This is a genomic window from Lysobacterales bacterium (assembly GCA_019634735.1).
Taxonomy (GTDB): domain Bacteria; phylum Pseudomonadota; class Gammaproteobacteria; order Xanthomonadales; family UBA2363; genus Pseudofulvimonas.
Genome location: JAHCAT010000002.1, coordinates 134542 through 159443 on the forward strand (window position 1 = coordinate 134542; position 24902 = coordinate 159443).

At 71.6% G+C, this 24902-nt stretch carries 20 protein-coding genes; 8 read left to right on the top strand and 12 right to left on the bottom strand.

Translation table 11 applies throughout. From position 1 onward, the window contains the following. Positions 1-111 precede the first annotated feature (111 nt). Positions 112-1053 (bottom strand): hypothetical protein, encoded by a 942-nt coding sequence (locus KF823_03280; protein MBX3724920.1) that lies wholly within the window; start codon positions 1051-1053, stop codon positions 112-114. 186 nt (positions 1054-1239) lie between these two features. Here KF823_03280 and hemH point away from each other — a divergent pair, with 186 nt between their 5' ends. Then, positions 1240-2352 (top strand): ferrochelatase, encoded by a 1113-nt coding sequence (hemH, locus tag KF823_03285; protein MBX3724921.1) that lies wholly within the window; start codon positions 1240-1242, stop codon positions 2350-2352. A gap of 35 nt (positions 2353-2387) precedes the next feature. After that, entirely contained in the window at positions 2388-3221 is an 834-nt protein-coding gene (locus tag KF823_03290; protein MBX3724922.1) for an alpha/beta hydrolase, read from the top strand. A 13-nt stretch (positions 3222-3234) separates the two neighbouring features. On the opposite strand, the gene KF823_03295 is transcribed toward KF823_03290, so the two are convergent. The 4 genes from KF823_03295 to KF823_03310 all read right to left on the bottom strand — a co-directional run bounded on the left by KF823_03295 (position 3235) and on the right by KF823_03310 (position 7841). After that, positions 3235-4029 (bottom strand): M48 family metallopeptidase, encoded by a 795-nt coding sequence (locus KF823_03295; protein ID MBX3724923.1) that lies wholly within the window; start codon positions 4027-4029, stop codon positions 3235-3237. Beyond that, on the bottom strand, positions 4026-4922 hold the full coding sequence (locus KF823_03300; protein ID MBX3724924.1) for a recombination-associated protein RdgC: 897 nt from the start codon (positions 4920-4922) through the stop codon (positions 4026-4028). Before KF823_03300 ends, KF823_03295 begins: the two co-directional genes overlap by 4 nt. 238 nt (positions 4923-5160) lie before the next feature. Continuing rightward, positions 5161-6015, bottom strand: a complete 855-nt coding sequence (gene ttcA / locus KF823_03305; protein MBX3724925.1) for a tRNA 2-thiocytidine(32) synthetase TtcA — start codon at positions 6013-6015, stop codon at positions 5161-5163. A 107-nt stretch (positions 6016-6122) separates the two neighbouring features. Continuing rightward, complete coding sequence (locus KF823_03310; protein ID MBX3724926.1) at positions 6123-7841, bottom strand: STAS domain-containing protein; 1719 nt, start codon at positions 7839-7841, stop codon at positions 6123-6125. Between the two features lie 218 nt (positions 7842-8059). Between KF823_03310 and KF823_03315 the strand changes: the two genes are divergently transcribed. After that, positions 8060-8266, top strand: coding sequence for a DUF465 domain-containing protein (locus KF823_03315; GenBank protein MBX3724927.1), 207 nt, complete (start codon positions 8060-8062; stop codon positions 8264-8266). Between the two features lie 70 nt (positions 8267-8336). Here KF823_03315 and plsB read toward each other — a convergent pair whose 3' ends face one another. The 6 genes from plsB to rph all read right to left on the bottom strand — a co-directional run bounded on the left by plsB (position 8337) and on the right by rph (position 14759). Continuing rightward, positions 8337-10850 carry a glycerol-3-phosphate 1-O-acyltransferase PlsB gene (gene plsB, locus KF823_03320; GenBank protein MBX3724928.1) on the bottom strand — a complete coding sequence of 838 codons (2514 nt, stop codon included), beginning with the start codon at positions 10848-10850 and terminating at the stop codon, positions 8337-8339. A 22-nt stretch (positions 10851-10872) separates the two neighbouring features. Further along, positions 10873-11745, bottom strand: a complete 873-nt coding sequence (locus tag KF823_03325; protein ID MBX3724929.1) for a hypothetical protein — start codon at positions 11743-11745, stop codon at positions 10873-10875. 292 nt (positions 11746-12037) lie between these two features. Next, positions 12038-12232 carry a CPXCG motif-containing cysteine-rich protein gene (locus tag KF823_03330; protein MBX3724930.1) on the bottom strand — a complete coding sequence of 65 codons (195 nt, stop codon included), beginning with the start codon at positions 12230-12232 and terminating at the stop codon, positions 12038-12040. After that, positions 12229-13407: an oxygen-independent coproporphyrinogen III oxidase-like protein gene (locus tag KF823_03335; GenBank protein ID MBX3724931.1), complete on the bottom strand. Its 1179-nt coding sequence runs from the start codon at positions 13405-13407 to the stop codon at positions 12229-12231. The genes KF823_03330 and KF823_03335 overlap by 4 nt, the downstream gene beginning before the upstream one ends. Positions 13408-13422: 15 nt before the next feature. Further along, the gene (gene rdgB, locus KF823_03340) at positions 13423-14022 is read right to left on the bottom strand and encodes an RdgB/HAM1 family non-canonical purine NTP pyrophosphatase (GenBank protein MBX3724932.1); all 600 of its coding nucleotides are present in this window, start codon (positions 14020-14022) and stop codon (positions 13423-13425) included. Between the two features lie 5 nt (positions 14023-14027). Next, entirely contained in the window at positions 14028-14759 is a 732-nt protein-coding gene (rph, locus tag KF823_03345; protein MBX3724933.1) for a ribonuclease PH, read from the bottom strand. A 127-nt stretch (positions 14760-14886) separates the two neighbouring features. Here rph and KF823_03350 point away from each other — a divergent pair, with 127 nt between their 5' ends. Continuing rightward, positions 14887-15756 (top strand): YicC family protein, encoded by an 870-nt coding sequence (locus KF823_03350; GenBank protein MBX3724934.1) that lies wholly within the window; start codon positions 14887-14889, stop codon positions 15754-15756. A 353-nt stretch (positions 15757-16109) separates the two neighbouring features. Here KF823_03350 and KF823_03355 read toward each other — a convergent pair whose 3' ends face one another. Beyond that, positions 16110-20612, bottom strand: a complete 4503-nt coding sequence (locus KF823_03355; GenBank protein ID MBX3724935.1) for a S8 family serine peptidase — start codon at positions 20610-20612, stop codon at positions 16110-16112. A 463-nt stretch (positions 20613-21075) separates the two neighbouring features. On the opposite strand from KF823_03355, the gene gmk reads away from it, so the two are divergent. The 4 genes from gmk (at position 21076) to KF823_03375 (ending at position 24892) form a co-directional block, all read left to right on the top strand. Then, positions 21076-21738 carry a guanylate kinase gene (gene gmk, locus KF823_03360; GenBank protein ID MBX3724936.1) on the top strand — a complete coding sequence of 221 codons (663 nt, stop codon included), beginning with the start codon at positions 21076-21078 and terminating at the stop codon, positions 21736-21738. A gap of 203 nt (positions 21739-21941) precedes the next feature. Next, complete coding sequence (gene rpoZ / locus KF823_03365) at positions 21942-22229, top strand: DNA-directed RNA polymerase subunit omega (protein MBX3724937.1); 288 nt, start codon at positions 21942-21944, stop codon at positions 22227-22229. A 68-nt stretch (positions 22230-22297) separates the two neighbouring features. Further along, the gene (locus KF823_03370; protein ID MBX3724938.1) at positions 22298-24454 is read left to right on the top strand and encodes a bifunctional (p)ppGpp synthetase/guanosine-3',5'-bis(diphosphate) 3'-pyrophosphohydrolase; all 2157 of its coding nucleotides are present in this window, start codon (positions 22298-22300) and stop codon (positions 24452-24454) included. Positions 24455-24511: 57 nt separating this feature from the next. Next, on the top strand, positions 24512-24892 hold the full coding sequence (locus tag KF823_03375; protein ID MBX3724939.1) for a RidA family protein: 381 nt from the start codon (positions 24512-24514) through the stop codon (positions 24890-24892). The last annotated feature ends 10 nt before the right edge of the window (positions 24893-24902 follow it).

Here is a 24902-nt window from a genome sequence, read left to right on the forward strand (position 1 = left end):
TCGCAGCCAGCGGCATGCGCTCCGACGGCCTGTGGGCGACGCTCCGGCGCAGCGGCAAGACACCCGTCCTGGCGACCGGGCCACCAGGCATCGGCGATCGCAGGCGGGGATTCAGGCCGGGCGCCGGCGCAGGCCGGCACCGAGCACGGCGAGCACCAGCAGCAGCAGGGCCGGCCAGGAACCGGTCGGCACGCCGACCGGCGACGTCGGTGGCGGCGTGCCGGACACGTCGCAGCGGGTCGGGGTGATCGCCAGGCCCTTGACGCCGACCCGGGTGGTCGGGCCGGGGGTCGCTGCGCCGCTGTCGCGATCGATACGCAGGATCCGGCTGGGCTGCGGCTGGCCCTGGCCATCGACGATATGGCCAACCGCCCAGAGGTTGCCGGCGGTGTCGAAGTCCATGCCGGCATTGGCCAGCACGATGTCGCCGCTGAAACGACCGACCAGGCTGGTTGTGGCGTTGGCGAGGTCGATGCGGTACAGGCCCTCGTCGCCGGCGATGCCGATGCCGTAGGCCTCCTCGCCCCGTACCGCGATGTCGGCGATGCGCACCCCGAGGCGGCCCTCGGCGCCGATCACCGTGGCCTGGCCGGTCAGCTTGTCCAGCCGGTACAGGCTGCGACGGGTCGGCGACACCATCAGCAGCCGGCCCTGGCAGTCGAACGCGAGGCCGGGATCGAGCTCTCCGCTGGTGCCCAGGCGCAGATTGTCGATCGGCCGGTCGAGCGTGGTGGCGGTGCCCTGGCTGGTGGAGATGGTCACCAGGGACTTGCTGGCGTCATTGACGCCGTACAGGAAGGTGCTGGTCTCCAGTGCCAGGCCCTCGACATCGGACTGGATCACGCTGGAGCCGGGCGCGGTCAGATTGAGCGGGCCGATCCGGTCGCTGCTGCCGGTCGCAAGATTGACCCGCCAGAGGTTGTCGTGGGTGCCGTCGTTGGTGGGGTCGGCGGCATTGACGATGAAGCCGAACGGCTGGGCAAGCGCGCCCGTCGCGCCGGATCCGAGGATCGCGCAGACGAGGAAACCGGCAACTGTCCGGTTCGAGGCCATCACCAAATGCACCGCAGGGCTTGCTAGTTATGGCCTCCAGCCTAGCAGGAAAGCCGGACTGGTCAAGTTCTGACCGCCGCCATCCGCGACCGGCACCCCGCACCGCCGGGATCGCGGTCGCGTGGACGCGACCGTCAGGCGCCTTGGCCTATGCTTGTCGCCTCCCGTCCGCGACCGTGCCCGCCGATGCCGCCAGCCGCCCCGCCCGACCCCGCCCGGGTCCATGCCCGTCCGGAGCGGGCCGCCGTCCTGCTGGTCAACCTCGGCACCCCGGACGCGCCGACCCCGGCTGCGGTGCGCCGCTACCTGGCGCAGTTCCTGTCGGATCCGCGGGTCATCGAACTGCCGCGCTGGTTCTGGCTGCCGCTGCTGCACGGGGTGATCCTGCCGGTGCGCTCGCGCCGTTCCGCACATGCCTATGCCGGCGTCTGGGGCGAGCGCGGCTCGCCCCTGCTCAGCCACAGCCAGGACCTGGCCGGCGCGGTCCAGGCCCTGGTCCCCGACGGCGTCGAGGTCGCGCTGGCCATGCGCTACGGCAATCCCTCGATTCCGGATGTCCTGGCCCGCCTGGATGCCGACCGCGGCCTTCGCCGTCTGCTGGTGCTGCCGCTGTATCCGCAGTACTCGGCGACCACCACGGCCAGTGTGTTCGACGCCCTGGCCGACCACCTGCGTGGCCTGCGCTGGCCGCCCGAGCTGCGCCTGGTCAACGACTACTGGCGCGAGGACGCCTGGCTGGACGCGGTCGCGGGATCGATCCGCGCGCACTGGCAGGCGCACGGTCGCGGAGAGCGGCTGCTGTTCTCCTTCCATGGCATCCCGGCACGCTACTTCCGTGCCGGCGACCCTTACCACTGCCAGTGCCAGGGCGGCGCCCGGCGGATCGCCGAGCGCCTGGGCCTGGCCGATGGCGACTGGCAGCTCTCCTTCCAGTCGCGGGTCGGCCGCGAGGAATGGCTGCGCCCCTATACCGACGAGACCGTGGCCGGCCTGGCGCGCGCCGGGGTGCGCCACCTGGACGTGGTCTGCCCAGGCTTCGCCGTGGACTGCCTGGAGACGCTGGAGGAGATTGCCGTGGAGAACCGCGACGCCTTCCTGGCGGCGGGCGGCAAGGCCTTGAGCTACGTCCCGGCCCTGAACGCCAGCGCCGGCCATGCCGCCGTGCTGGCCGGCCTGGTGCGTCGCCACGGCCAGGGCTGGCCGGAGTTCGCGCCGGGCTGGCAGCCGGCGCAGGCGCAGGCCCGCGCGCAGAACGTGGTCGCCGCCGTGGCCGACTTCGAGCGGCGCAGGCAGCCGTGAGCCGGACGGAGCCGGTGCAGGAGCGCCGCTTCGGGCTGTCCGGCGGCCTGCAGCTTGCCGCGCGCGTGCACCATGACGGCGCGCCGCACCGGGTGCTGGCCGTGCACGGCTGGCTGGACAATGCCGCCAGCTTCGACGCCCTGGCCGCGCAGCTGCCGGACTGCCAGATTGTGGCGGTCGAGCTGGCCGGCCACGGGCGCTCGGCGCACCGGCCGGCCGGCGCCTGGTACCACTATGTCGACTACCTGGACGAGCTGGTCGAGGTGCTCGACCAGCTCGGCTGGCAGCAGTCGCACTGGCTCGGCCATTCCCTGGGCGGCGCCCTGCTGTCGCTGCTGGCCGCGGCACGGCCGGAACGGGTAGGGCGGCTGGTCCTGCTGGAATCCGGCGGGCCGCTGGGTGGCCACGCCGGCAACGCGGTGACGCAGTTGCGGCGCGGCCTGGACGATCGGGCGCGCTACCGGCCCGGCCGGCGGCCACGCGTGTTCGCCGACATCGGCCAGGCGGTCGTGGCGCGCCGCCAGGCCAATCCTGGCCTGTCCGAGCCGGCCGCGCTCGCCCTGGTCGAGCGCGGCCTGGCGGCGGTCGACGGCGGCTGGACCTGGTCCAGCGACCCGCGACTTACTCTGGCCAGCCCGTTCCGCGTCGACGAGATGCAGGTGCGGACCCTGCTGGCGGCGATCGCCTGCCCGACCCTGGTGCTGCTGGCCGATCCCCCGATGCCCTACCTGACGCCCGAAGACCGCGCCGCGCGCATGGCGGCGCTGGCCGGCGCACGCATCGAGACCCTGCCCGGTCACCATCACCTGCACATGGAGACGCCGGCGCCGGTGGCCGACCTGCTGCGGCCGTTCCTCTCCGGCGCATGAGCGCCGGGCGCCCTCAGCCGCCGGGCTGCGTGCGGGGCGATGCCTGCAGCAGGGCCGCCAGCAACGACTTCAGGCGCGCGCCGTCGCTGCGCAGCGCGGCCTGGCGTTCCAGATAGTCGGGCAGGGCCGCCTCCACCCGGGCCCAGAAGCGCGGCCCATGGTTGTGCTCGAACAGGTGGCACAGCTCGTGGACCAGCACGTATTCGAACTGGGCCGGCGGCGCCAGCGCCAGCGCCAGGTCCAGCGACAGGTGGCCGCGTGCCGACAGCGAGCCCCACAGCGAGCGCAGCGGCCGCACGCGCACCCGGGTCGGTGCCCGGCCCAGGCGTGGCGTCCACAGCGCCAGCAGGCGGCCGACATCCTGGCGCGCGGCCTGCTCCAGGTAGCCGCGCAGGCAGCCGGCCGCCAGCCGCTGCCGCTGCTCCGGCGGGCGGTCCGGCAGGGCCAGGCGCAGGCCTTTGTCGCCGGCGTCGACGAGCAGCGGCCGCGCGCCTGCGACCAGTTCGACGGCGACCGGCGCGCCACGCAGGGGCAGTTCGAAGCGTTCGCCCTCGCACCAGGCAAGGCGCGGCAGGCCGCTGTCGCGCGCGGCCTGCTCGCGCAGCCGCTCGTGCAGCCAGGATGCGCGTTCGGCCAGGAAGCGCTGCGCCTCGTGCAGGGGCACCCAGGCGGGCTTGGACAGACGCGGGCCGTCGCTGGCCAGGCTCAGGCGCAGGTGGCGGGCGCGGGCGACGTCGACGACGCGCACCTGCACGGTGCCGTCCGGTCCGGACAGCGCCAGCCAGCGCTCGCGCGGCGAACCGTTCATCCCAGGTCGAACAGCGCCTCCATGCGCTCGAACAGGCGGGTCAGCTCGCCGGTCATCAGCGCGAAGCGGGCGTCCAGCTCGGCGATCGCGTCCTCGCCGGCGACGTCGCCGAGCTGCTCGGTGACCACATCCTCGAAGCGCAGCTTGCGCACGGTCAGGTCCTCGGCCAGCACGCACTGCAGGCGGCCGTCGTAGGCGATCGCCAGCTGCACCACCTGCTTGCCGGCATTGACGTGCTCGCGGACCTCCTCGGCGGCCAGGTCCTGGCGCCGGCAGCGGACGATGGCGCCGTCGTCGCCGGGATCGCGCAGTTCGCACTCGTCGCCCAGCACGATGTCGTCGGGCAGGCCGTCGCCGGTCAGCCAGCCGGTCAGGATCAGCCGCGCCGAGGCCTGCGCCGCCACCGGCGTCGCCGGGAAGCTGCCCAGCGCCTCGCGCAGGCCGTGCACCACGGACTCGGCGGCCTTGCGGCTGGCGCTGTCGATGACCAGCCAGCCGCGGCCATGGTCCAGCCAGGCCAGGGTGCGCGAGGGCTTGATGAAGGCGCGCGGCATCAGCTCGGTCAGCACTTCGTCCTTGATCCGCTGCCGCTCCTTGCCGCCCGGCCGGCGGCCGCGCTCGGCCTCCAGGCGGTCGAGCTTCTCGGCCAGGGTGTCGTTGACCACCTGGGCCGGCAGCAGGCGCGCCTCGGCGCCGAACGCCACCAGGCTGTGCTGGCCCAGGCCGTGGCCGAGCACGTCCTGGTTGCGGCCATAGGGCGACACGAAGCCCTGGCTGGCCAGCTCCAGCGGTCCGGGTGGCCGCAGCCGGTGGCCGTCCAGGGCCTCGACCAGCTCGGCATGGGTCGGCACGGCGGCGGCGGGAAGCTGGAACAGCGTCAGGTTACGGAACATGCGGTCGTCGGGTCCGGGGTCGGCGGGCGGGGCGGGAAGGGTAACGCAGGCCGACGGGGTCGACCCATGACCGCTTCGATCACCGGCGCCAAGCCGGCATGGATCAGTGGCTTGCGCTCAAGGCCAGCCGGGCCTAGCCCGGAAAATTCCCGGTCAAGGCCCGAACCGCGCGCCTTGCAGGCCATTGAAGTCGCGTTTCAGACTGCCGGTGCACCAGCCTCGGAGGCCCACGGGTCTCTCAGGTGGCGCTCTCGCCGGCCAGCCAGTCCGCCAGATCCGGCAGGGTTGCCTCACTCCGCCGGCCCAGCGCCGCGAAGTCGAACAGGTCGGGGTCGGCGAGCAGGCGTGGCTGCACGGTGCCCAGGGCGCGGGCGATGGTCTCGATGCGGCCGGGGAAGCGGCGCTGCCAGTCCTGCAGCAGGGTCTTGACCGCCTGCCGCTGCAACTGCTCCTGCGAGCCGCACAGGTTGCAGGGCAGGATCGGGAACGCGCGGTCCTGTGCGTAGCGGGCGATGTCGGCTTCGGCGCACAGCGCCAGCGGCCGGATCACCACGTGGCGGCCGTCGTCGCTGAGCAGCTTGGGCGGCATCGAGGCCAGCCGGCCCTGGAAGAACAGGTTCAGGAACAGGGTCTCGATCAGGTCGTCGCGATGATGGCCCAGGGCGATCTTGGTGTAGCCCTCGCGCTCGGCATGGGCGTAGAGGGCGCCGCGACGCAGCCGCGAGCACAGCCCGCACATCGTGCGGCCTTCGGGCACCACACGGGTCACCACGCTGTAGGTGTCCTGCTCGAGGAGGGTGAACGGCACGCCGCGGGCGCGCAGCCAGCCGGGCAGCACCTCCGGGTCGTAGCCGGGCTGCTTCTGGTCCAGGTGCACGGCGTGCAGCTCGAATTCGACCGGCGCCTTGTCGCGCAGGCGCAGCAGGACGTCGAGCAGGGTGTAGCTGTCCTTGCCGCCGGACAGGCAGACCATGACCCGATCACCGTCCTCGATCATGCCGAAGCGGGCGATCGCCTGGCCGACCTGGCGGCGCAGGCGCTTGGCGAGCTTGTCGTGCTCGTGCTGCTGGCGGCGCGGGTCGGGCAGGGCCATGGCTGCGGAAGGGCGGCGGGACAGGAGGCGATTGTACGGAAGCGGAGCGGCGCGCCTGCGCGGCGGAAGCCGTCCGGCGCCGGCGGCGTACCTCGCGGAGGGGCGAATCAGACCGTCGTCGGCCCCATGCTGCCCAGGTGCGACCGGGCCAACGCCACCGCTTCGGGAAACCCCGCCGCCTCGCCGACCAGGGCCGGGTGCCGGTTCAGGCCCATGGCGATCAGCACGCCAGCCGGCTGCGCCTGCAGGCCGGACAGGATCACGCCGATGCCGATGCGCCGGCAACGGTCCAGGAAATCCGTCAGCGCCTGGGCGCCGGAGGCATCGATCAGGGGCACCAGGCGCAGGCGCAGGATGAACAGGGCCGGGCGGTCCGGGTACTGGTCGAGCACGGTATCCAGGCGGTTGGCGACCGCAAAGAACAGCGGCCCGCTGATCCGGAACGCCGCGACGCCCGGCGGCAGCAGGTCGCGCTGGTCGGGCTGGTCGGGCTGGGCGCCCCCGGCCAGGTCGTCGCGGTCTTCGTCGATGAGTTCGACGTCGGTCTCCAGCGCAACCACCTCGCCCATGCGATGCATGAACTGGAAGGCGGCCAGCACCACCCCGACCTGGATCGCCACGGTGAGGTCGAAAGCGACGGTCAGGCCGAAGGTGACCAGCAGCACCACGCGGTCGCCGACCGGCGCGCGCATCAGGTGGCGGAAACGCTCGATCTCGCTCATGTTCCAGGCCACCACCAGCAGCACCGCAGCCAGCGCCGGCAGCGGCACCCAGGCCATCAGCGGCGCCAGCACCAGCATGAACAGCAGCAGGAAGCCGGCATGCAGCATGCCGGCCACCGGTGTGCGGCCGCCGGCGCGGACATTGGTGGCGGTGCGGGCGATCGCGCCGGTCGCCGGCAGCGCCGCGAACAGCGCCGAGCCGACGTTGGCGATGCCCTGGGCGACCAGCTCGCAGTTGCTGCGGTGGCGTCCGCCGGTCATGCCGTCGGCGACCACCGCCGACAGCAGCGACTCGACGCCGGCCAGGAAGGCGATGGTCAGGGCGCTGGGCAGCAGCTCGGCGGTGCGCGCGAACGGGATCTCGGGGATCGAGAAGCTCGGCAGGGCCGAAGGGATCGCGCCGTGCACCGAGCCGATGGTCGCCACCGGCAGGGTGGCGAGGGCGGTCACCACCGAGCCGGCCACCACGGCCAGCAGGAAACCCGGCCAGGCCGGCCGCCAGCGGCGCAGGCCGACGATCAGGGCCAGGCAGCCGGCGGTCATCGCCAGCGTGACCGGATCGATGCCGGGAAGGTGCTGGCCATAGGCATGCAGGCGCGCCAGAAACTCGCCGGGCAGTCGCTCGATCGGCAGGCCCAATGCGTCCTTGACCTGACTCAGGAAGATGGTGACGGCGATGCCGGCGGTGAAACCGGTCACCACCGGCTGCGGCATGTAGCGCATCAGGGCGCCAACCCGCAGCAGTCCGGCGGCGATCAGGATCAGTCCGGCCAGCAGGGTGCACAGCACCAGCCCGCCATAGCCGAACCGTTCGATGACGTTGAACACCACCGGGATGAAGGCGGCGGTGGGCCCGCCGATCTGCACCCGCGAGCCGCCCAGGGCGGAGACCAGGAAGCCGGCGATGATCGCCGTGTGCAGGCCCTTCTCGGGACTGGTGCCGCTGGCGATCGCCAGCGCCATGGCCAGCGGCAGGGCGACGATGGCGACGGTCAGGCCGGCCACCAGGTCGGCGCGGAACTGCCGCGCGCCATAGCCTTCGCGCAGCACCGTCACCAGCTTGGGCAGGTACAGGTGCCAGGTCGGGAAGATGGGCGACGCCATGGTGCGGGTCGAGCTTAGCAGCGTATCCGGCATCGTCCGGCCCGCTCGGGCGTCTCCCCCTTCCTCCGGCGGTCTGGGGCCGAGCGGCCGACCCGCCATCCCGGCATCGTTCTCATCGACGGTCGGTCGGCAGCCACCGGCCGATACCGGATGGCTGTCGTATGCTTGCGGCACGCCGCCCCGTGCCTGGTGGTGCGGGGCGCCAGCCGCCGGATGCCATGGAAAGCAAGGACCCCGCCACCCTGGTGCGCCGCCTGGTCGAGCTGCGCACCGAGCACCGAGACCTCGACCTCTTGATCGCCCGCCTGGCAGCCGACCAGGCGATCGACCAGGTGTCGCTGGTGCGCATGAAGAAGCGCAAGCTGCGACTCAAGGACGAGATCGCCTGGCTGGAGAACCGTTTGATTCCCGACCTCGACGCCTGAGTCGCGCCGGCACCCTCCTTGGCTGGCGGCAGGACCGCGGTCCGGGCAGCGACTCCCGGCCGCTGCGCGGTCAGTCCGGGGTGGCGTCGGCGACCGCGGCGCGGGCTTCCGGCGTCAGCTTCAGGATGCCGTGGCGGATCTCGCGGGACAGGATGCGGCGGGCGTCATCGAGGCTGTCGGCCAACACCTGGTCGAAGGTCAGCTTGCCGTTGCCGTCGGTGCCGATCACGCCCAGTTCCCGCATCTGCTGGATGAAGCCGCGGAACAGCGCCTTGTCGAAGAACTCCGGTGCCGACATCTCCTGAAGCAGGCTGAGTCGCTGGGCGGTCAGGTGGCACAGGTTCTCCAGTTCGCCGGCGGTCAGCACCCCCGAGCCGGAGCGGACCAGCACCGCGGCGCCGATGTAGTAGCGCTCGATCGACTGCAGCAGGCAGTGCGCGAGCAGGCGGAGCTGGTACTGGCCCAGCGTCCCGCCGGTCGGCCGGCGCAGGCGGCGGCCGGCGTCGCGGCCGGTCAGCACGTGCTGCTCGATCAACACGTCGGCGGTGCGTTCCAGTTCGGCGACGAAACCGTCGGCGTCCCAGTGCAGGAACAACTCGTTCTTCAGGAACGGATAGACGATGCGGCCGATCCGGCCGACACTGGCCCGACTGATCTCGCGGTTGTTGAGCAGGCAGCAGGCGATCCAGGCGGCGCAGACCACCAGGTGCAGGACGTTGTTCCGGTAATAGCTCAGCAGCACGCCCTGGTCGCCCTCGGCGCTCAGCACATCGCCCAGCGGGTGGCTGGCGCGGCGCAGCCAGCCCAGCTTCTCGGCCCAGGCGACGATCTTCTCCGGCGGATCGGCGCAGACCACGACACGGCCGCTGTAGGGCAGGGCGGTGAACAGGGTCTGCAGAAGGGCGATCTGCGCTTTCAGGTCGGCCTCGCCGAGGGCATGCTTGGGCGCCGACAGAATGGCGAGCGCGACCAGGTTGATGGCATTGACCTCGGCGGCGCGGTTCACCTCGACCTGGATGCGCTGCGCCAGGGCGTCGACCGCCGGGTTCAGCCACTCGGCCCGGGGATTGTCGCGCTCGGCGCGCCACTGCGGGGCGTGGGCGTCCATGTGCGCGTGCAGGTCGATCGGCTCGCCGAAGCTGACCGCGGCCTGGCCGTACTTGCGGCGCAGGATGCGCAGTGAACCCAGCAGCCCGAACACCGACTCCTTGCGCTTGCCCTTGCCGGCCAGCTCGCCGAGGTAGGAGCGGCCCTCGATCAGCTTCTCGTAGCCGATGTAGACCGGCAGGAACCGGGCCGGCTGCTGCGGCGTGCGCAGGAAGCTGCGCACGGTCATCGCCAGCATGCCGGCCTTGGGCGCCAGCAGGCGGCCGGTGCGGCTGCGACCGCCCTCGATGAAGTACTCGATCGCCGTGCCGTTGGCGTACAGCGCGTCGACGTACTCGGCGAACACCACCGGGTACAGGGCGTTGCCCTTGAAGCTGCGGCGCAGGAAGAAGGCGCCGCCTCGGCGCAGGAACGGCCCGACCAGCGGCATGTTGAGGTTGACGCCGGCGGCGATGTGCGGGGGCACCAGGCCGTTGCGATAGAGCAGATAGGACAGGATCAGGTAGTCGATGTGACTGCGGTGACAGGGCACGTAGATCACGGTGGCGCTGTCGGCGGCGCGCTTGGCGGTATCCAGGTGGTGGGCGCGCACGCCATCGTAGATGCGGTTCCAGAAGCCGGTCAGCAGGAACGACATCGAGCGCACGAACGGGTGCGAGTAGTCGGCGGCGATCTCCCAGGCGTACTTGCGCGCCTGCTTCTCGGCGGCGGCCAGGCTGCTGCCGTCGCGTGCCGCCTGGGCGGCGATCGCCTCGCGTACCGCCGGCGCCGCGACCAGGCGTTCGATCAGCATGCGTCGGTGCGACAGGTCGGCGCCGATCATCGCCGTGCGCACGCGCCGGAAATGGGTGCGCAGGACCCGTGCCAGCTTGCGGGTGGCGTGTCCCGGCGGGATCTCGCCCTCGAGCAGGCCGCGCAGGGAGACCGGGCGCGCGATCCGCACCCAGGTGTTGCGGCCGTTGAAGATCAGCGCGAGCGCGCGCTGGAACCAGCCGGTGATCGCCCAGTGCTCGGAAAACAACACCCGGAACCAGCCCTGGTTGCGGTCCGGCGCCCGCCCGACGAACACCGAAACCGGCACCAGCTGGCAGTCGAACTCCGGATCGGCCGCCGCGCGCGCGACCAGCGCCTCCAGCCCGCGGGTGTCGGCGACCGCCCGGTCGCGGCGTCCGAACGGCAAGGCCCTGCGGCGGGTGAGCACCAGCCTGGGTCGACGCCGGGGCAGGCCGGGGTGGGCTGCCTGGAACGGACCGGGCAGGCCGGCCTCGCGGCAGGCCTGCTCCAGGACCAGGGCGTAGCTCAGGCCCTCGCGCTCGAGGACGTAGCACCAGGGCCGGGCGGGATCGAAGCCTTCGCCCGGCTCGGGCTGCTCGAGGCGCAGGCGCACCCAGGGCTTCTGCAGCGCGAAGGCCAGCCGCGCCCACAGCGGCGTGGTCCGGCCGCCGGCCGCGCCGGCGGCCGGATCCTGCCCGGCCATGGCGGCCGGTGCGCCGTGGCGCTCAGGCGCCGTCGCTGATGCTGTCGAGGTTCTCGATGGCATCCTTGCCGTACCAGCGGCCGTCGATCTCGACCATGGTGGTGTCGAAGGTCAGCGGCGTGCCCAGGAACTGGAAGTGCACGCGGACCTTGGCCTCGTTGCCGTTGCGCTCCAGCACCTCGGCGCGCACCGATTCGAAGCTGGCATCGAGGTCGATGTCGTAGGCATTGAGCGCCTTCTTGAAGCCATCGAAGCCGATCGAGGCCAGCTGCATGACGCCGTCGAAATCCTTGGCCTGGACGTGGTCGAGGGTGGTGACGTTCATGCGGCGGGCGGCTGCGGTCACCTCGCGCACGGCCTTCTCCGCGCGATCCACGCTGGCGAACTCGCCGGTCTCGACCCAGCTGCCCACGGCATTGACCAGGGCGACCACCTGCGGCCGCTGCTCGGGCTTGATCTCCTCGCTCTCGTTGATCGCGGCGATCAAAAAGCCCTTGCCCATGGCGACCATGGCCGGCAGCTGCGCGCGCATGTCGCCCTGGAACTGCTCGAGCTGCGGGCGGATCTCGGCCATCAGCTGGGCCTCGGCATCGGGGGCGGTCAGGCGCGACATGGTCTCGGCGAACTGGGCGCGATCCTCGTCGCTGGGATCGTCCTTGCGGATCTGCTCCAGCCACGACTGGCGGGCCTGCTCAAGCTGTGCCGGCGGCACGGAGGCCTCGACCACCTTGCCGAGATCGCCCTCGCGCAGGAGGCGGGCGGAATGCACGATGGTGGCTTCCGGGCCGCTGCCCGAAGGCGCGGCGGCGGCCGGCTCGTCCTTGCCGCAGGCGGCCAGCATCAGGGCAAGGGCGCCGGCAAGGGCGAAGCGATAGGGCGTGGCGGGGCGGATCATGGCGGTCTCCAGGGCTCGAAAGGACGCACGGCGGGCATCGGGCGCGCCTGGCGCCCGGCATGCCGGCCGGCAGCGATCCCGTCGGCCAGGCTGGCTGGTGGCCAGGATCCGCGGGTGCGGCGGCACTGTAGACCCGGGGGGCGGTGCAGGCAAGTTGCGGAAGTCATGCCCGGCCGCGGCACCCGCAGCGATCCGGCAGCTGGCCGAACCGATCGCCGCGCAGCGGCTGCCCGCGCGGGGGCTGCCAGGGGCCGCAATCGCCCGCCCGTGTGCCCGCCATCCGCCAGCGGGCTCAGGCCTCGTCCTCGCGGCGGGTCGCGACGCCCACGCCGCCGTCGTCGTCCAGGCGGAGCCGTACGCTGATCGGCCGGCAGCACACGGCGCAATCCTCGATGTACTGCTGGATCTCGCCGCCGCCCGGGTCGGCCGCACTGTCGAAGCACTCCCCACAATAGGGACAGTGCAGGCGGACGAAGACGCTGGTCATCGCCGTGCCTCGGGCAGGAACAGCGTCAGCAGGTCGTTCTGGAAGCGCTGGCCGAGCTCGGTCGCAACCAGTCGATCAGGATCCGGGGCGAGCAGGCCGCGCGCCCGGGCCGTGGCCAGGGTCGGCTCGATGGCGGCCAGGGGCAGCCCGGTGCGTGTCTCGAACAGCGCGGCCGGGACGCCGTCGGCCAGGCGCAGCGCATTGAGCAGGAAATCGAAGGGCAGGTCGGCTGCCGCCAGGGCGTCGTCGCCGCCCACGGCGTCGGGACCGCCGGCAGCCGCCATGTAGGCGCGGGGATGGCGCAGCTTCCAGCGGCGCCGGACCTGGCCCTCCAGGGTCAGCTTGCCGTGCGCGCCCGCGCCGATGCCCAGGAAGTCCCCGTATCCCCAGTAGTTGAGGTTGTGTCGGCATGACTGGCCGGGTAGCGCATGGGCCGAGGTTTCGTAGTGCCGGTAGCCCGCGTCGGCCAGCCGCGCCAGGCAGGCGTCCATCATGGCGGCGGCCAGGTCATCGTCGGGCAGCCCCGAGGGCGGCCGGGCGGCGAACGCGGTGTTCGGCTCGAGGGTCAGCTGGTAGTGGGACAGGTGGCCCGGTGCCAGCGCCAGTGCCTGCTCGAGATCCGCCAGGGCACCCGCAAGGTCCTGGCCGGGCAGCGCGTACATCAGGTCGAGATTGAAGCGCTCGAAGACCGCCGCCACGGATTCCGCCGCCGTCCTTGCCTCGGCCGCACCGTGAATGCGCCCGAGCCGCTGAAGCTGGGCATCGTCGAAGCTCTGCACGCCCAGGCTGATCCGGTTGACGCCAGCCTGGCGGTAGCCCTCGAAGCGGCCGTGCTCGCTGGTGCCGGGATTGGCCTCCAGGGTGATCTCGGCGTCGGCGGCCAGGTCGAGCCGGTGGCTGGCATGGGCGAGGATGTCGGCGATCGCCGAAGGCGGGAACAGACTGGGGGTGCCACCACCGAAGAACACGCTGGTCACCGGGCGGAGTGCCAGCCCTGGCCAGCGGGCCAGGTCGTGGTCGAGGTCGGCGGCCAGGGCGCGCACATAGGCGGCGACCGGCAGCTCTTGCGGGCTCTGGTGCGAATTGAAGTCGCAGTAGGGGCACTTGCGCACGCACCAGGGCAGGTGCACGTAAAGCGCCAGGTCCTCCGGCGCCTGCGCGGCGCGGGTCGGCATCGCCTGCATGGCGCGTCAGGGCCAGCCCTGCGCCAGGGCCTCGCGCAGGGCGGCGACGGCGCGGCCGCGGTGGCTGATCCGGTTCTTGGTGCGCTCGTCCAGCTCCGCAGCGGCCAGTCCGGATTCCTCGTCCAGGAACACCGGGTCGTAGCCGAACCCGCCGCTCCCGCGGGGCGCCTGCAGGATGCGGCCGTTCCAGTGGCCCTGGGCAATGATCGGCAGCGGATCGTCGGCTGCGCGAATCAGCACCAGGCAGGCGTGGAAGCAGGCGCCGCGCTGCCCGTCCGGCACCCCGTCCAGGGCCGCCAGCAGCTTGCCGATGTTGTCGGTGGCGCTGGCCCCCGGGCCGGCGTAGCGGGCGGTGTGCAGGCCAGGCGCGCCATCCAGGGCCGCGACCGCAAGGCCGGAGTCGTCGGCCAGGGCCGGCAGGCCGCTGGCGCGTGCCGCGTGCCGGGCCTTGATCAGGGCGTTCTCGACGTAGCTCGTTCCGGTCTCGTCGGCGTCGCCGATGCCGAGCGCGCCCTGGGCCACCAGGTGCAGGCCCAGGCCGTCCAGCAGGTCCTCGAGCTCGGCCAGCTTGCCCGGGTTGCCGGTGGCGACGACGACGCGGGCCACGGGCGTCAGTCGCGACCGAGCGCCTGGCGCTGGTTGCCGACCAGTTCGGTGATGCCCTTGCGGGCCAGCGCCAGCAGCGCGTCGAGTTCGTCCTGGCGGAACGCGTGGCCCTCGGCGGTGCCCTGCAGCTCGATGAAGCCCAGGCCGTCGTTCATCACCACATTCATGTCGGTCTCGCAGGCGGAGTCCTCGGCGTAATCGAGGTCGAGCACCGGCATGCCGTTCCAGATGCCCACCGAGACAGCGGCGACCTGGCCGAACAGCGGGCTGCGCGCAAGCGCCCCCCGGGACACCAGGCGGTCCATGGCATCGGCCAGCGCCACCCAGGCGCCGGTGATGGCCGCGGTGCGGGTGCCGCCGTCGGCCTGCAGGACGTCGCAGTCCAGCGTGACGGTGCGCTCGCCCAGGGCACGGCGGTCGATGCAGGCGCGCAGGCTGCGTCCGATCAGGCGCTGGATTTCCAGGGTACGGCCGCCCTGGCCGCCACGTGCCGCCTCGCGCTGGCTGCGCTCGTGGGTGGCGCGGGGCAGCATGCCGTACTCGGCGGTGACCCAGCCCTCGCCCTTGCCGCGCAGGAACGGTGGCACGCGGTCCTCGACCGAGGCGGTGCACAGCACCCGGGTATCGCCGAAGGCGACCAGCACCGAGCCCTCCGCGTGCCGGGTATAGCCGCGCTCCAGGCTGACCGGGCGCAACTGGTCCGGGGTACGACCGCTGGGACGGATCGGGCTGCTCATGGTCGGATCTGGATAGGCGGGGAGCCGAAGTCTACCCGTATCGCCACGAGCGGGTCGGTGCATCCGGCGCCGACGCGGCCGGTTGCGGGACTACCATGGCGGCCTCTCCGACCACCGGGCACCCACCATGATCCGCAGCATGACCGGCTATGCCGAGGCCGACACCGCCACGCCCTGGGGCACCCTGTCCTGGGAGCTGCGCTCGGTCAACCACCGCTTTCTCGAGACCGGACTGCGCCTCCCCGAGGAGCTGCGCCAGCTGGACGGGCCGGTGCGCGAGCGGATCGCCGCACGCATCGCCCGCGGCAAGGTCGAGGCCAGCCTGCGTCTTCGTCGTGAACGTGGCGACGGCGGCCTGCTGCAGATCAACGAGACGCTGGTCTCGGCACTGGGACAGGCGATGCGCCGCCTGGGCGAGCACCTGCCGGCGAACCTGCAGCGCGTCTCGCTGACCGACGTGCTGGCCTGGCCGGGACTGCTGGTCGAGCCGGAAGTCGATTCGGCCGCCCTGCAGGCCGCGGCGCTGGCCGGACTGGAGCAGGCCCTGGACGGCCTGGTCGCGGCACGCGCGCGGGAGGGCGAACGCCTGGCCGCATTGCTGGTCGAGCGCCTGGACGGAATCGAGCGAGAGACCGCCACGGTGAGGCGACTGCTGCCGGACATCCGCAGCGCGTTGCGCGCCCGGATGGAGGCGCGCCTGGCCGACCTGCGGTTGCCGCTCGACCCCGGCCGCCTGGAACAGGAAGTCGTGATCCACCTCCAGAAGCTCGATGTCGACGAGGAACTCGACCGGCTGGCGGGCCACGTCCAGGAGGCCAGGCGGACCCTGACCCTGGGCGAGGCGGTGGGCCGTCGCCTGGACTTCCTGATGCAGGAGTTCAATCGCGAGGCCAACACCCTGGGCAGCAAGTCCGTCGATTCCCGCAGCACCCAGGCTGCGGTCGAACTGAAGGTGCTGATCGAGCAGATGCGCGAGCAGGTCCAGAACATCGAGTGAGGCAGTGCGACCGCTCGCTGGACTGGATGGCTCGATGGCCACGGACCGATCCGGCGGTACTGCCGGTATCCCGTGCGCGGCGCCCGGTGGAGGCCGCGCCAGTCCGGCGCCCCTCAAATGCGAAGGCCCCGCCTGGGCGGGGCCTTCGACTTGACGCAAGCCGGTCCGGCGGGGGCCGGACCGGTGCGGGATCGCGCAAGGCAAGGTCTGATCAAGTCAGACCTTACCTGCGGCCCATGGACGGGCCGGCGTGAATCAAGCACGCATGTGCTTGATTCATCCGAGCCGGGCACGGACATGTGCCGGGCCCGGCGAGTCTGATCAAGGCCAGGACGGCCTTGATCAGACCTTCCCTAGTTGCCTTCCAGCACCAGCGGGAAGCCCTGCTGGGTGTTCGAGCCGGCGTCCAGCAGCGGCGCGAACGCCGCGTTGTTGATCGACTGCACGCCGTTGCCCGTGGTCGCCTGGCCCACCACCGTCTGCGGCGGCGCCCACGGACCCGACCCCAGCGTGCCGCCCGCCGACCAGCCCAGCCAGTACGTGCCCGCCGGCAGCACCAGCGGCGGGTTGATGTCCGCCACCAGCTCCATCACCGGACGCGTGGCGTCGGTCGGCGCCGTCTGCGTCACCCGGTACACCCCGGTGAAGCTCACCGAGCTCAGCCGGTTGGTCGTGGTGTCGCCGAACACCAGCGTGCCGCTGTTCGGGTCGTTCGACCAGATCCGGATGCGCAGGTCGTTGTGCGTCGGCGTCGTCGTCGAGCCGGTCTGGTACGAGTAGACCTTCACCCGCTGGATCGTCCAGCCGCCGGCCGGCACCACGAAGTCGTCCGCCACCCAGTTGTTCGCGCCGATCTGCGAACCGGCACCGAACAGCGTCATGCCCAGCGACGACTGCACCGCGCTGATCGGCGCACCACCCGGGCCGCCGCTGGCCGCCGTCACGAACCGGTTCGTGTACTCGTCGAACAGCACCACCGGACCCGTCGGACAATCCGGCAGGCCCGCCGCGCACTCGAAGCCGTTCGCGAAGATCAGGTCCGGCCCGACGCCGTTCACCGTGGTCTCCTCGTCCGCCAGGTTGTTGCCCGGATTCGCGTCGCCCGTGCTCGAGGACACCTGCGCCGAACTGGTGTACGTGCCGCTGGCCGCGCCCGCGTCCACCGTCGCCTGCACCGTCACCGGCGCCGCAGCGCCCACCGCCAGGCTCGCCAGCGTGCACGAGGCCTCGGTCGCCGACGCCACGTTGCAGCTCCAGCCCGTGCCGCTCGCCGAGCCGATCGTGAACACCGGGTCCACCGACACGTCCAGCACCACCGCGTTCGCCGTCGCAGGACCGGCATTGGCCACCTGCGCCGTGAACGTGATCGGATCACCCGCGTTCACCGGGTCCGGGCTGTCCGACAGCGTCACCGACAGGTCCGCGGTCGGACCCGACGAACAGGCCTGCACCCGCACGTCGTCCACATACCAGCCTTCGCGCGCCACCGAGTTGTCCGTGCCCAGCCGCCAGCGCAGCTGCACGTTGCTGCCCGCATACGGGCTCAGGTCCACCAGCGTGTCGTCGTACGGACGGCCCGGCGCCGGCTCGCACCAGGCGTTCAGGCCCGCCAGCGGATTGGAGAAGCTGCCACTGATCGCACCACGGTACGGGTCGTTCAGCAGGCCCGCCCCGGTGATCTGCGTGAAGGCACCGCCATTCACCGACACCTCGAGGATGCCGCCGTCGTAGCACGCCGTGGCACCGTTGTTCTCGATGTTGCGCCAGTTCTGGAACTTCAGCGTCAGCGGCAGATCCGCCGCCGGCAGCGCGATGGTCGGCGAGGTCAACCGCTGGTCCGACACCGTCGCGATGTTGACCGCCAGCGCCGCGTTGCCGCCCGACAGCGGGCTCGGCCGCACGTTCGACACCGCCCAGGTCTGCGCGCCCACGCTGCCCGCCGTCGAGAAGCCGCCAAGGCCGCCCGTGAAGTCCTCGGTGAAGACGTTGAAGGGCGTCGCGCCGGCATCGCACTCGCCTGGCTGACCCAGGGTCCGGAAGCCGAACACCTGGGAGATGGCGCCGCTGCCGCAGGTGTTGCTCGCCGTCACCCGCCACCAATAGTCAGTGCTGGGATTCAGGGGCGCGGCCGGCGAGAAGCTGGTGCCGGGCACGGTGGTGTCGATCACCACGTTTGCGAAGGCGGCATCGCTGGCGAGCTCGAAACGGTAGCTGTCGGCACCGGCGACCGCGCTCCAGGTGAACGACGGTTGCAGGGGCTGGCCGGTTGCGCCGTTGGCCGGTGTCGCCGGCGTGCTCGCAGCCGGCGCCGCGGCACTGACCGTGACCGCGATGTCGACGCTGCGGCTGGCCGCCGGGAAGCCGGGTCCGGACGACTGGCCGTTGACGGTCAGATTGAGCGGCCCGGCGGGAAGGCCGCCGGTGTTGGCCAGGTTGAGGGTGCTGGTGGCCGCCGGGTTGGCCGGGACCACCGGGTTGGCCGAGAAGTTGCTGGTGGCGGGGCCAGGGAGGCCGGCGAGCGAGAGCGTCACCGCGTCGTTGAAACCCTCAAGGCCCAGCACGCCGATCTGCACGCTGGCGTTGTCGCCGGCACACAGGGCGAAGCTGCCGGGGGTCGCCTGCAGCTGGTAGTCGGCGTTGGTGACGCCGCTCAGCACGCCGGACGCCGCGAGCGCGTAGGGTTGCGGCCCCTGCGCGACCTGCATGCCGCGCACCCGCACCTGCCAGGTGCCGGCCTGCGGACTGGCGATGCGGATCTGGTGGACGTTGTTGACGTTGTCGTAGTTGCTGGTGGTGGTGTCCTGGAGCGGATTGGGGTTGTTCAGGCCGCCTGTGGCCGGCAGCTTCTGCGTCCAGATATCGCCGTTGGGGGCCTGCACCTCGAGCCGAAGCAGGTTGACCGTGTGCGGATTGGCGTTTACCAGGGCGGGGGCGTCGTGCCAGGTCAGGGTCACCGACAGCGGCTGGCCGGCGCTCACCGCCAGGGTGTGGCTGTCGATGCCGCCGGTCTGCAGGCCGGCGGTGCCGTCGTGCAGCCAGAGGTTGCTGGCATCGCCGGCGAAATACAGCGAGTCGTCGAGATGGATACGGCCCCAGCCCTGCGACTGGCTGGGCGCGCCGCCCGTGGTGCCGGTCCCGGTGATCGAGCGCGCGCCGTTGATCATGATGGCCTTTATCAGGGCGCCGGAGGGGTTGGCGATCGCATTGCCGGCGTTGGCGGTACCGCCCGGGTAGTAGCCGCGGGCGAGATAGTCGCGGACCAGCGCGGCCAGGCCGGCGGCGGTCGGCGTCGCCATCGAGGTGCCGCTCATGCTGGTGGTGCCGCAGGCGGTGCGCGAGGCCGAGACGATGCTGGCGCCCTGGGCGGTGAGGTCGGGCTTGCTGCGGCGATCCTGGGTCGGGCCGCGAGAGGAGAAGCCGGACATGTTGTTGCCGGCGGTGCCGCGGTTGTTGCTGCCGATCGAGAAGACGTTCTTGGCGTTGCCGGCGCTGCCGACGTCGGCACCCGGGCCGCAACCGGCATTGCCGCCCAGGCCGCCGCTGTTGCCGGCTGCGAAGAACAGCGACATCTCGGGAAATTCCCAGACCAGGGCATCGGCGTCACGGGTGGTCGGGCGATACTCGACCTGGCACCCTGCGATGCAGGTCTGCGCGACGCCCGTGCGGCAGCTCGATCCCCAGGAATTGTTGTGGACCCGTGCGCCGTTCTGGTAGGCGATGGAGGCGGCGTGGTAGACCGTGCCGCCGAGGGAGTTCAGGTACTGGAGGCTGGCGCCCATCTCCTGGGAAATCAGCTTGGCGCCCGGCGCGGTGCCGTCGAGATTGGTCAGGCCGCCGGGCGTGGTGAAGGTGCTGCAGTCGACCGCGCCCGCCGGGTTGTTGCCGGCGATCGATCCCATCACATGGGTGCCGTGGCCGTGGCCGTCCGCCGGTCCACCGCTCGTGCTGCCGTCCCACTTGTAGTGGGCGCCGACCTTGCGATGGCCGAAGTCCGGCGTCACCGCGGTGCAGGTCGAACCGGTGGCGCACACCGAGGTGACCGGGGTGCCGAAAGTGGCGTCGGAGAAAGCGCAGTTGGCGGCATGCAGCCCGGAATCGGCGGCGGCGACCACCTGACCGCAGCCGAACAGCCCGCGCTCGAAGATGGGCAGCTGGTTCGGGCCGGTGTTGGTGCCGCTCTGGTGCAGCCAGCCGGCCTGGGAGTTCATGTGCTCGGCCTCCCAGCGCAGACTGATGCTGGCCACTTCGGGGTGGCGCGCCAGGTGCGTGACGGCGTCGGCAAGGCTGGCGTGCTCGAAGGACAGGATCACCCGCTCATGGTCGTGACCCTGTTCGGTGAACCGGAATGCTGTGCCCCGCGCCGACAGCAGCGCCGCGCGCACCGCGGCGGCATCGGCACCGGGGTGCAGCGCCACGGTCAGGCTGTCCACGCCGCCGGCGCGCACGATGTCGGTGCCGGCGAGGTCGTTCGCGATGTTGACGTCGACCTTGAACACGGGCAGGAACGGACCGATCCAGTTGACGCCGGGAATGGTCCGGACGCTGGCGTCAAGCGACGAAGGCATGCGCACCAGGAATGCGTGATGGGGTGCGTAGCCCAGGATCTGCGCGCCGCGTGCCTCCAGCGCCTGGCGTTGGCCGGCTTCGATCGGGCCGTCGAACTTGACCAGACGCAGGGGCGAGCCGGCGTGGGCCTCGATCTCGGCCAGCGACCCGAGTGCGGGATTGGCCAGCTTGATTTCGCCGGTACAGGTGTCGAACCGCGCGCTGTCGAACGACAGCAGGCAGCGGGGATCGTCGGCCTGGGACAGCGTAGGCAACGCCAGCAGCAGGACGGAGGATAGCCAGTAGCGCATTGGTACTTCTCCCTGGGGGCACGCGGCAGGTGCGGATGATTCGATGGACGCGCCAGTCGCGGGGCGCGGGTGGACCGAAAGGCTCGGTCGAAGCGGCGGCATCGCCGGTCAGGGTGCGCCGGACCGCGCGCACCCAAGCCACCAACCCGTCGGGGCCAGGCGCGCGGCGTGGGATTCTCCGCGAGCACGGCGCCCAGGCGATCGGCCCTTCCCCAGCCGATCCGGTCGCCGCGGTCTGCGACGACCCTGCTTTTTCCAGTGTGGCGATGCCGACCTTAGCGGCCCGTCGCCTGAAGCGCCATAGTGCGGCGCCGCAAAGGGGCGGCACGGGTCCGCGGCCCCACCAAGGACGATTCGGCCGGCCCTGCGACCGGGATCGGCCGACCGGAATCCCCGCATACCGGAATCCGGCACCGCGGCGCCCGTGCGGCGATGCTTGCGGCGGAGGCGCAAAGCAATGACCATGGCCGCCCCTTCCGGGTCCGAGTGGAACGGCACCGTGGTCGATCCCCACGCCAGCGGCACCCTGTTCATCGTCGCCGCGCCCTCCGGGGCAGGCAAGACCAGCCTGGTGCGCGCCCTCATCGAGCGGGATCCAGGGCTGGCCCTGTCCGTTTCCTACACCTCGCGCCCGCCACGGCCGGCCGAGGCCGATGGCGTGCATTATCACTTCGTGTCCCGCGACGCCTTCCTGGCCATGGCGCGGGCGGGCGAATTCTTCGAGTTCGCCGAGGTCCACGGCGACCTCAAGGGAACCGCTCGCAGCGCAGTGGACCCGCTGCTGGCGGCGGGCCGCGACGTGCTGCTGGAAATCGACTGGCAGGGCGCACGGCTGGTCCGCGCCCAGTCTCCGGGCTGTCGCAGCATCTTCATCCTGCCGCCCTCACGGGCAGAGCTGGAGCGCCGCCTGCGCAGCCGCGCCCAGGACAGCGAGGCGGTCATCGCCAGACGCCTGGCCAACTCCCGGGAGGAGATCAGCCACGCCCAGGAGTTCGATTTCATCGTCGTCAACGACGATTTCGAGCAGGCCCTGGCCGATCTGCAGGCGATCGTCCGCGCCCAACGCCTCAGCCAGGCCGTTCGGGGCGAACGTCACGCCGCCCTGATCGCCCAGCTGCTGGCCTGACCCGGCACGCGCCGGCCGGGGCGGGCCGCCGTGCGGGTCCGGACGCAGGCCATTGCGAAGGGGTCGCCCCGCGCTTGCCGCGGGCGAGGCCGGGCAGGGGCAGCATGCCGGGCCCGCCCCCCGGATCCGTCCTCATTGCGCGGCGCAGCAAGGATTGGCTACAATCTGCGCACTTGTCTCCGCAGAATAAGGTTGCGCACGCGATGGCCCGGATCACGGTCGAGGATTGCCTGAAGGTGGTTGAGAACCGCTTCGAGCTCGTATTGATGGCGTCCAAGCGGGCCAGGCAGCTGACCAAGGGCGCCGAGCCCACGATCGCCTCGGAGAACGACAAGCCGACGGTCCTGGCGCTGCGCGAGATCGCCGAGAACCGCATCGACATGGCCATGGTCGACGAGATCGACCGCCAGGAGCGGGAGCGCGCCGAGCGCGAGGCCCTGGAGTGGGCTGCCGCCGAGCTCGACGAGGACAAGGGCGGCGACGACCTTTGAGCCGCTGATGCCCGGCCAGGACGCGCCAGCACGCTGTCGCCGCTGCAGCCGGCGCTGAGGCCGCGGTCGTGGGTGCCCTGCTCAACGCAGTCCTGCCCACCGCCGGCACCCTCCCGGACGACGTCCGGGCGCTGCTCAAGAAGCTCAAGCGGCACCTGAGACGCGACCAGCTGTACCGGGTCCGGCGCGCCTACGAGATCGGCGCGCAGGCCCATGCCGGCCAGACCCGCAAGAGCGGCGAGCCCTACATCACCCATCCGGTGGCGGTGGCCAGCATCCTCGCCGACATGGGCCTGGACGGCGAGGCGATCGTCGCCGCGATCCTGCACGACACCATCGAGGACACCGCCCTGACCCGGGCGGACATCGAGACGGAGTTCGGCAGCGACGTCGCCGACCTGGTCGACGGGGTCACCAAGCTCGACAAGGTGCACTTCCGCGACCGGCAGGAGGCAGCCGCGGAAAGTTTCCGCAAGATGGTGATGGCGATGGCGCGCGACCTGCGCGTCATCCTGATCAAGCTCGCCGACCGGTTGCACAACATGCGCACCATCGCCGGCATGTCCGACGAGTCGCGCCGGCGGATAGCCCGCGAAACCCTCGACATCTATGCGCCGATCGCCCAGCGCCTGGGCATGAACCGGCTCAAGGCCGAACTCCAGGACCTCGGCTTCGCGGCCCTGTTCCCGATGCGCTACCGGGTGATCGCCGCGCACATACGGCAACTGCAGGGCAACCGGCGCCAGGCGATCGAGCGGATCGAGCAGTCCCTGTCGCTGCGCCTCAAGCAGGAAGGCTTGCGCCACCGTCTGGTCAGCCGCGTGAAGTCCCCGCACAGCATCTACCAGAAGATGCTTCGGGAGCGGAAGCCGCTGTCCCAGGTCATGGATGTCTATGGCGTGCGGGTGGTCACCGACACCACCATGCACTGCTACCAGGCCCTTGGCGCGGTGCACGGCCTGTACAAGCCGTTCGACGGCCGCTTCCGGGACTACATCGCGATCCCCAAGGCGAACGGCTACCAGTCGCTGCATACGGTGCTGTTCGGACCCTTCGACGCGCCGATCGAGGTCCAGATCCGCACCGAGGACATGGACACCGTCGCCGAGCGCGGCGTCGCCGCGCACTGGACCTACAAGACCGGCGCCAGCGGCAGCAACGCCCAGGCGCGCGCCCGCGAATGGCTGAGCGGGCTGGTCGAAGCGCAGGCCAGGACCGGTTCGTCGATCGAGTTCGTCGACAACGTCAAGGTCGACCTGTTCCCCGACGAGGTCTACGTGTTCACGCCGCGCGGCGACATCCTGAGCCTGCCGCGTGGCGCGACCGCCCTCGACTTCGCCTATGCAGTGCACACCGAGCTGGGCGACCATGCGGTCACCGCCCGCATCGACAAGAAGCTGGCGGCGCTCCGGGCGCGGCTGGAGAGCGGCCAGGCGGTCGAGATCGTCACCGCCGCCAGCGCGCAGCCGCAGCCGGGCTGGCTGGAGTTCGTCGCCACCAGCAAGGCGCGCACGGCGATCAGGAACCACTTCAAGCGCCTGCAGCACGAGGATGCCGTCGAGCTGGGTCACCGCATGCTGGACCGCGCACTCGCCGCACGGGGAGGTTCCCTGGAGGCGTTGCCGCCGGAGCGGCTGGAGCTCTACCTTGCCGAACAGCGTTACCGTCGCCTCGAGGAGCTGCTCTCGGACATCGCGCTGGGCAACCGGGTGGCCGAGCAGGTCGCCGGCCTGTTGCTGGCCGACGAGTCCGGCGGCCATCTCGCCCCGGGCGTCACCGGCGAGCGCCTGCTGATCAGCGGCCGCGAACGCGGCGTGGTCAGCTTCGGCAACTGCTGCCACCCCATCCCGGGCGACGACATCGTCGGCTACCTGTCGGCCGGCAAGGGCGTGGTCGTCCATCAGACCGGCTGCCGCAACCTGCCGGAGTACCGCAAGACGCCCGAACGGCTGGTGCCGATCGCCTGGGACCGCCAGATCGAGGGCGACTTCCGGGTCGTGCTTCGGGTGGTGGTGATGAACAAGCCGGGCGTGCTGGCCGGGGTCGCCGCGGCGATCGCCCAGGCGCAGTCCAACATCGCCCACGTCGAGTACGCCGAACGCGACCTCGCGGCCGCCGTTCTGCTGTTCACCATCGAAGTGCACGACCGCAAGCACCTGGCCGACGTCATGCGCAGGGTACGGCGCAGCGAGGTGGTGCATTCGGTGCAGCGCGTCCTCGGCTGAGCCGCCGGGGGCACGTTCGCGGCGTTATCCTTGCGCATTCCGTACCAGGAGGCGGACATGCGCTCAGTCATCCACACCGACGCCGCGCCGAAGGCGATCGGCACCTACTCGCAGGCGATCCGTGCCGGCGACACCGTCTACCTGTCCGGGCAGATCCCGCTTGATCCCGCCAACGGAGGGCTCGTCGAGGGCGACATCGACGCCGAGATCGCGCGCGCCTTCGACAATCTGGAGGCCGTATGCCTGGCGGCCGGCGGCTCCCTGGGCCACCTGGTCAAGCTGAATGTCTACCTGACCGACCTTGGCCACTTCGCGCGCATCAACGCCGCCATGGAGGCCCGTTTCAACGCACCCTTCCCGGCGCGCGCCGCGATCGGCGTCGCCCAGCTGCCGCGCGGCGCCCGCGTCGAGGTCGACGGCGTGATGGTGCTGGACTGAGGTCGGGGCA

Excerpts from the sequence above, each read along its gene's own strand:
- KF823_03280 (MBX3724920.1), bottom strand. The coding sequence starts at position 1,053 with ATGGCCTCGAACCGGACAGTTGCCGGTTTCCTCGTCTGCGCGATCCTC.
- hemH (MBX3724921.1), top strand. The coding sequence starts at position 1,240 with ATGCCGCCAGCCGCCCCGCCCGACCCCGCCCGGGTCCATGCCCGTCCG.
- KF823_03295 (MBX3724923.1), bottom strand. The coding sequence starts at position 4,029 with ATGAACGGTTCGCCGCGCGAGCGCTGGCTGGCGCTGTCCGGACCGGAC.
- KF823_03300 (MBX3724924.1), bottom strand. The coding sequence starts at position 4,922 with ATGTTCCGTAACCTGACGCTGTTCCAGCTTCCCGCCGCCGCCGTGCCG.
- ttcA (MBX3724925.1), bottom strand. The coding sequence starts at position 6,015 with ATGGCCCTGCCCGACCCGCGCCGCCAGCAGCACGAGCACGACAAGCTC.
- KF823_03310 (MBX3724926.1), bottom strand. The coding sequence starts at position 7,841 with ATGGCGTCGCCCATCTTCCCGACCTGGCACCTGTACCTGCCCAAGCTG.
- KF823_03315 (MBX3724927.1), top strand. The coding sequence starts at position 8,060 with ATGGAAAGCAAGGACCCCGCCACCCTGGTGCGCCGCCTGGTCGAGCTG.
- plsB (MBX3724928.1), bottom strand. The coding sequence starts at position 10,850 with ATGGCCGGGCAGGATCCGGCCGCCGGCGCGGCCGGCGGCCGGACCACG.
- KF823_03325 (MBX3724929.1), bottom strand. The coding sequence starts at position 11,745 with ATGATCCGCCCCGCCACGCCCTATCGCTTCGCCCTTGCCGGCGCCCTT.
- KF823_03330 (MBX3724930.1), bottom strand. The coding sequence starts at position 12,232 with ATGACCAGCGTCTTCGTCCGCCTGCACTGTCCCTATTGTGGGGAGTGC.
- KF823_03335 (MBX3724931.1), bottom strand. The coding sequence starts at position 13,407 with ATGCCGACCCGCGCCGCGCAGGCGCCGGAGGACCTGGCGCTTTACGTG.
- rph (MBX3724933.1), bottom strand. The coding sequence starts at position 14,759 with ATGAGCAGCCCGATCCGTCCCAGCGGTCGTACCCCGGACCAGTTGCGC.
- KF823_03350 (MBX3724934.1), top strand. The coding sequence starts at position 14,887 with ATGATCCGCAGCATGACCGGCTATGCCGAGGCCGACACCGCCACGCCC.
- KF823_03355 (MBX3724935.1), bottom strand. The coding sequence starts at position 20,612 with ATGCGCTACTGGCTATCCTCCGTCCTGCTGCTGGCGTTGCCTACGCTG.
- gmk (MBX3724936.1), top strand. The coding sequence starts at position 21,076 with ATGGCCGCCCCTTCCGGGTCCGAGTGGAACGGCACCGTGGTCGATCCC.
- rpoZ (MBX3724937.1), top strand. The coding sequence starts at position 21,942 with ATGGCCCGGATCACGGTCGAGGATTGCCTGAAGGTGGTTGAGAACCGC.
- KF823_03375 (MBX3724939.1), top strand. The coding sequence starts at position 24,512 with ATGCGCTCAGTCATCCACACCGACGCCGCGCCGAAGGCGATCGGCACC.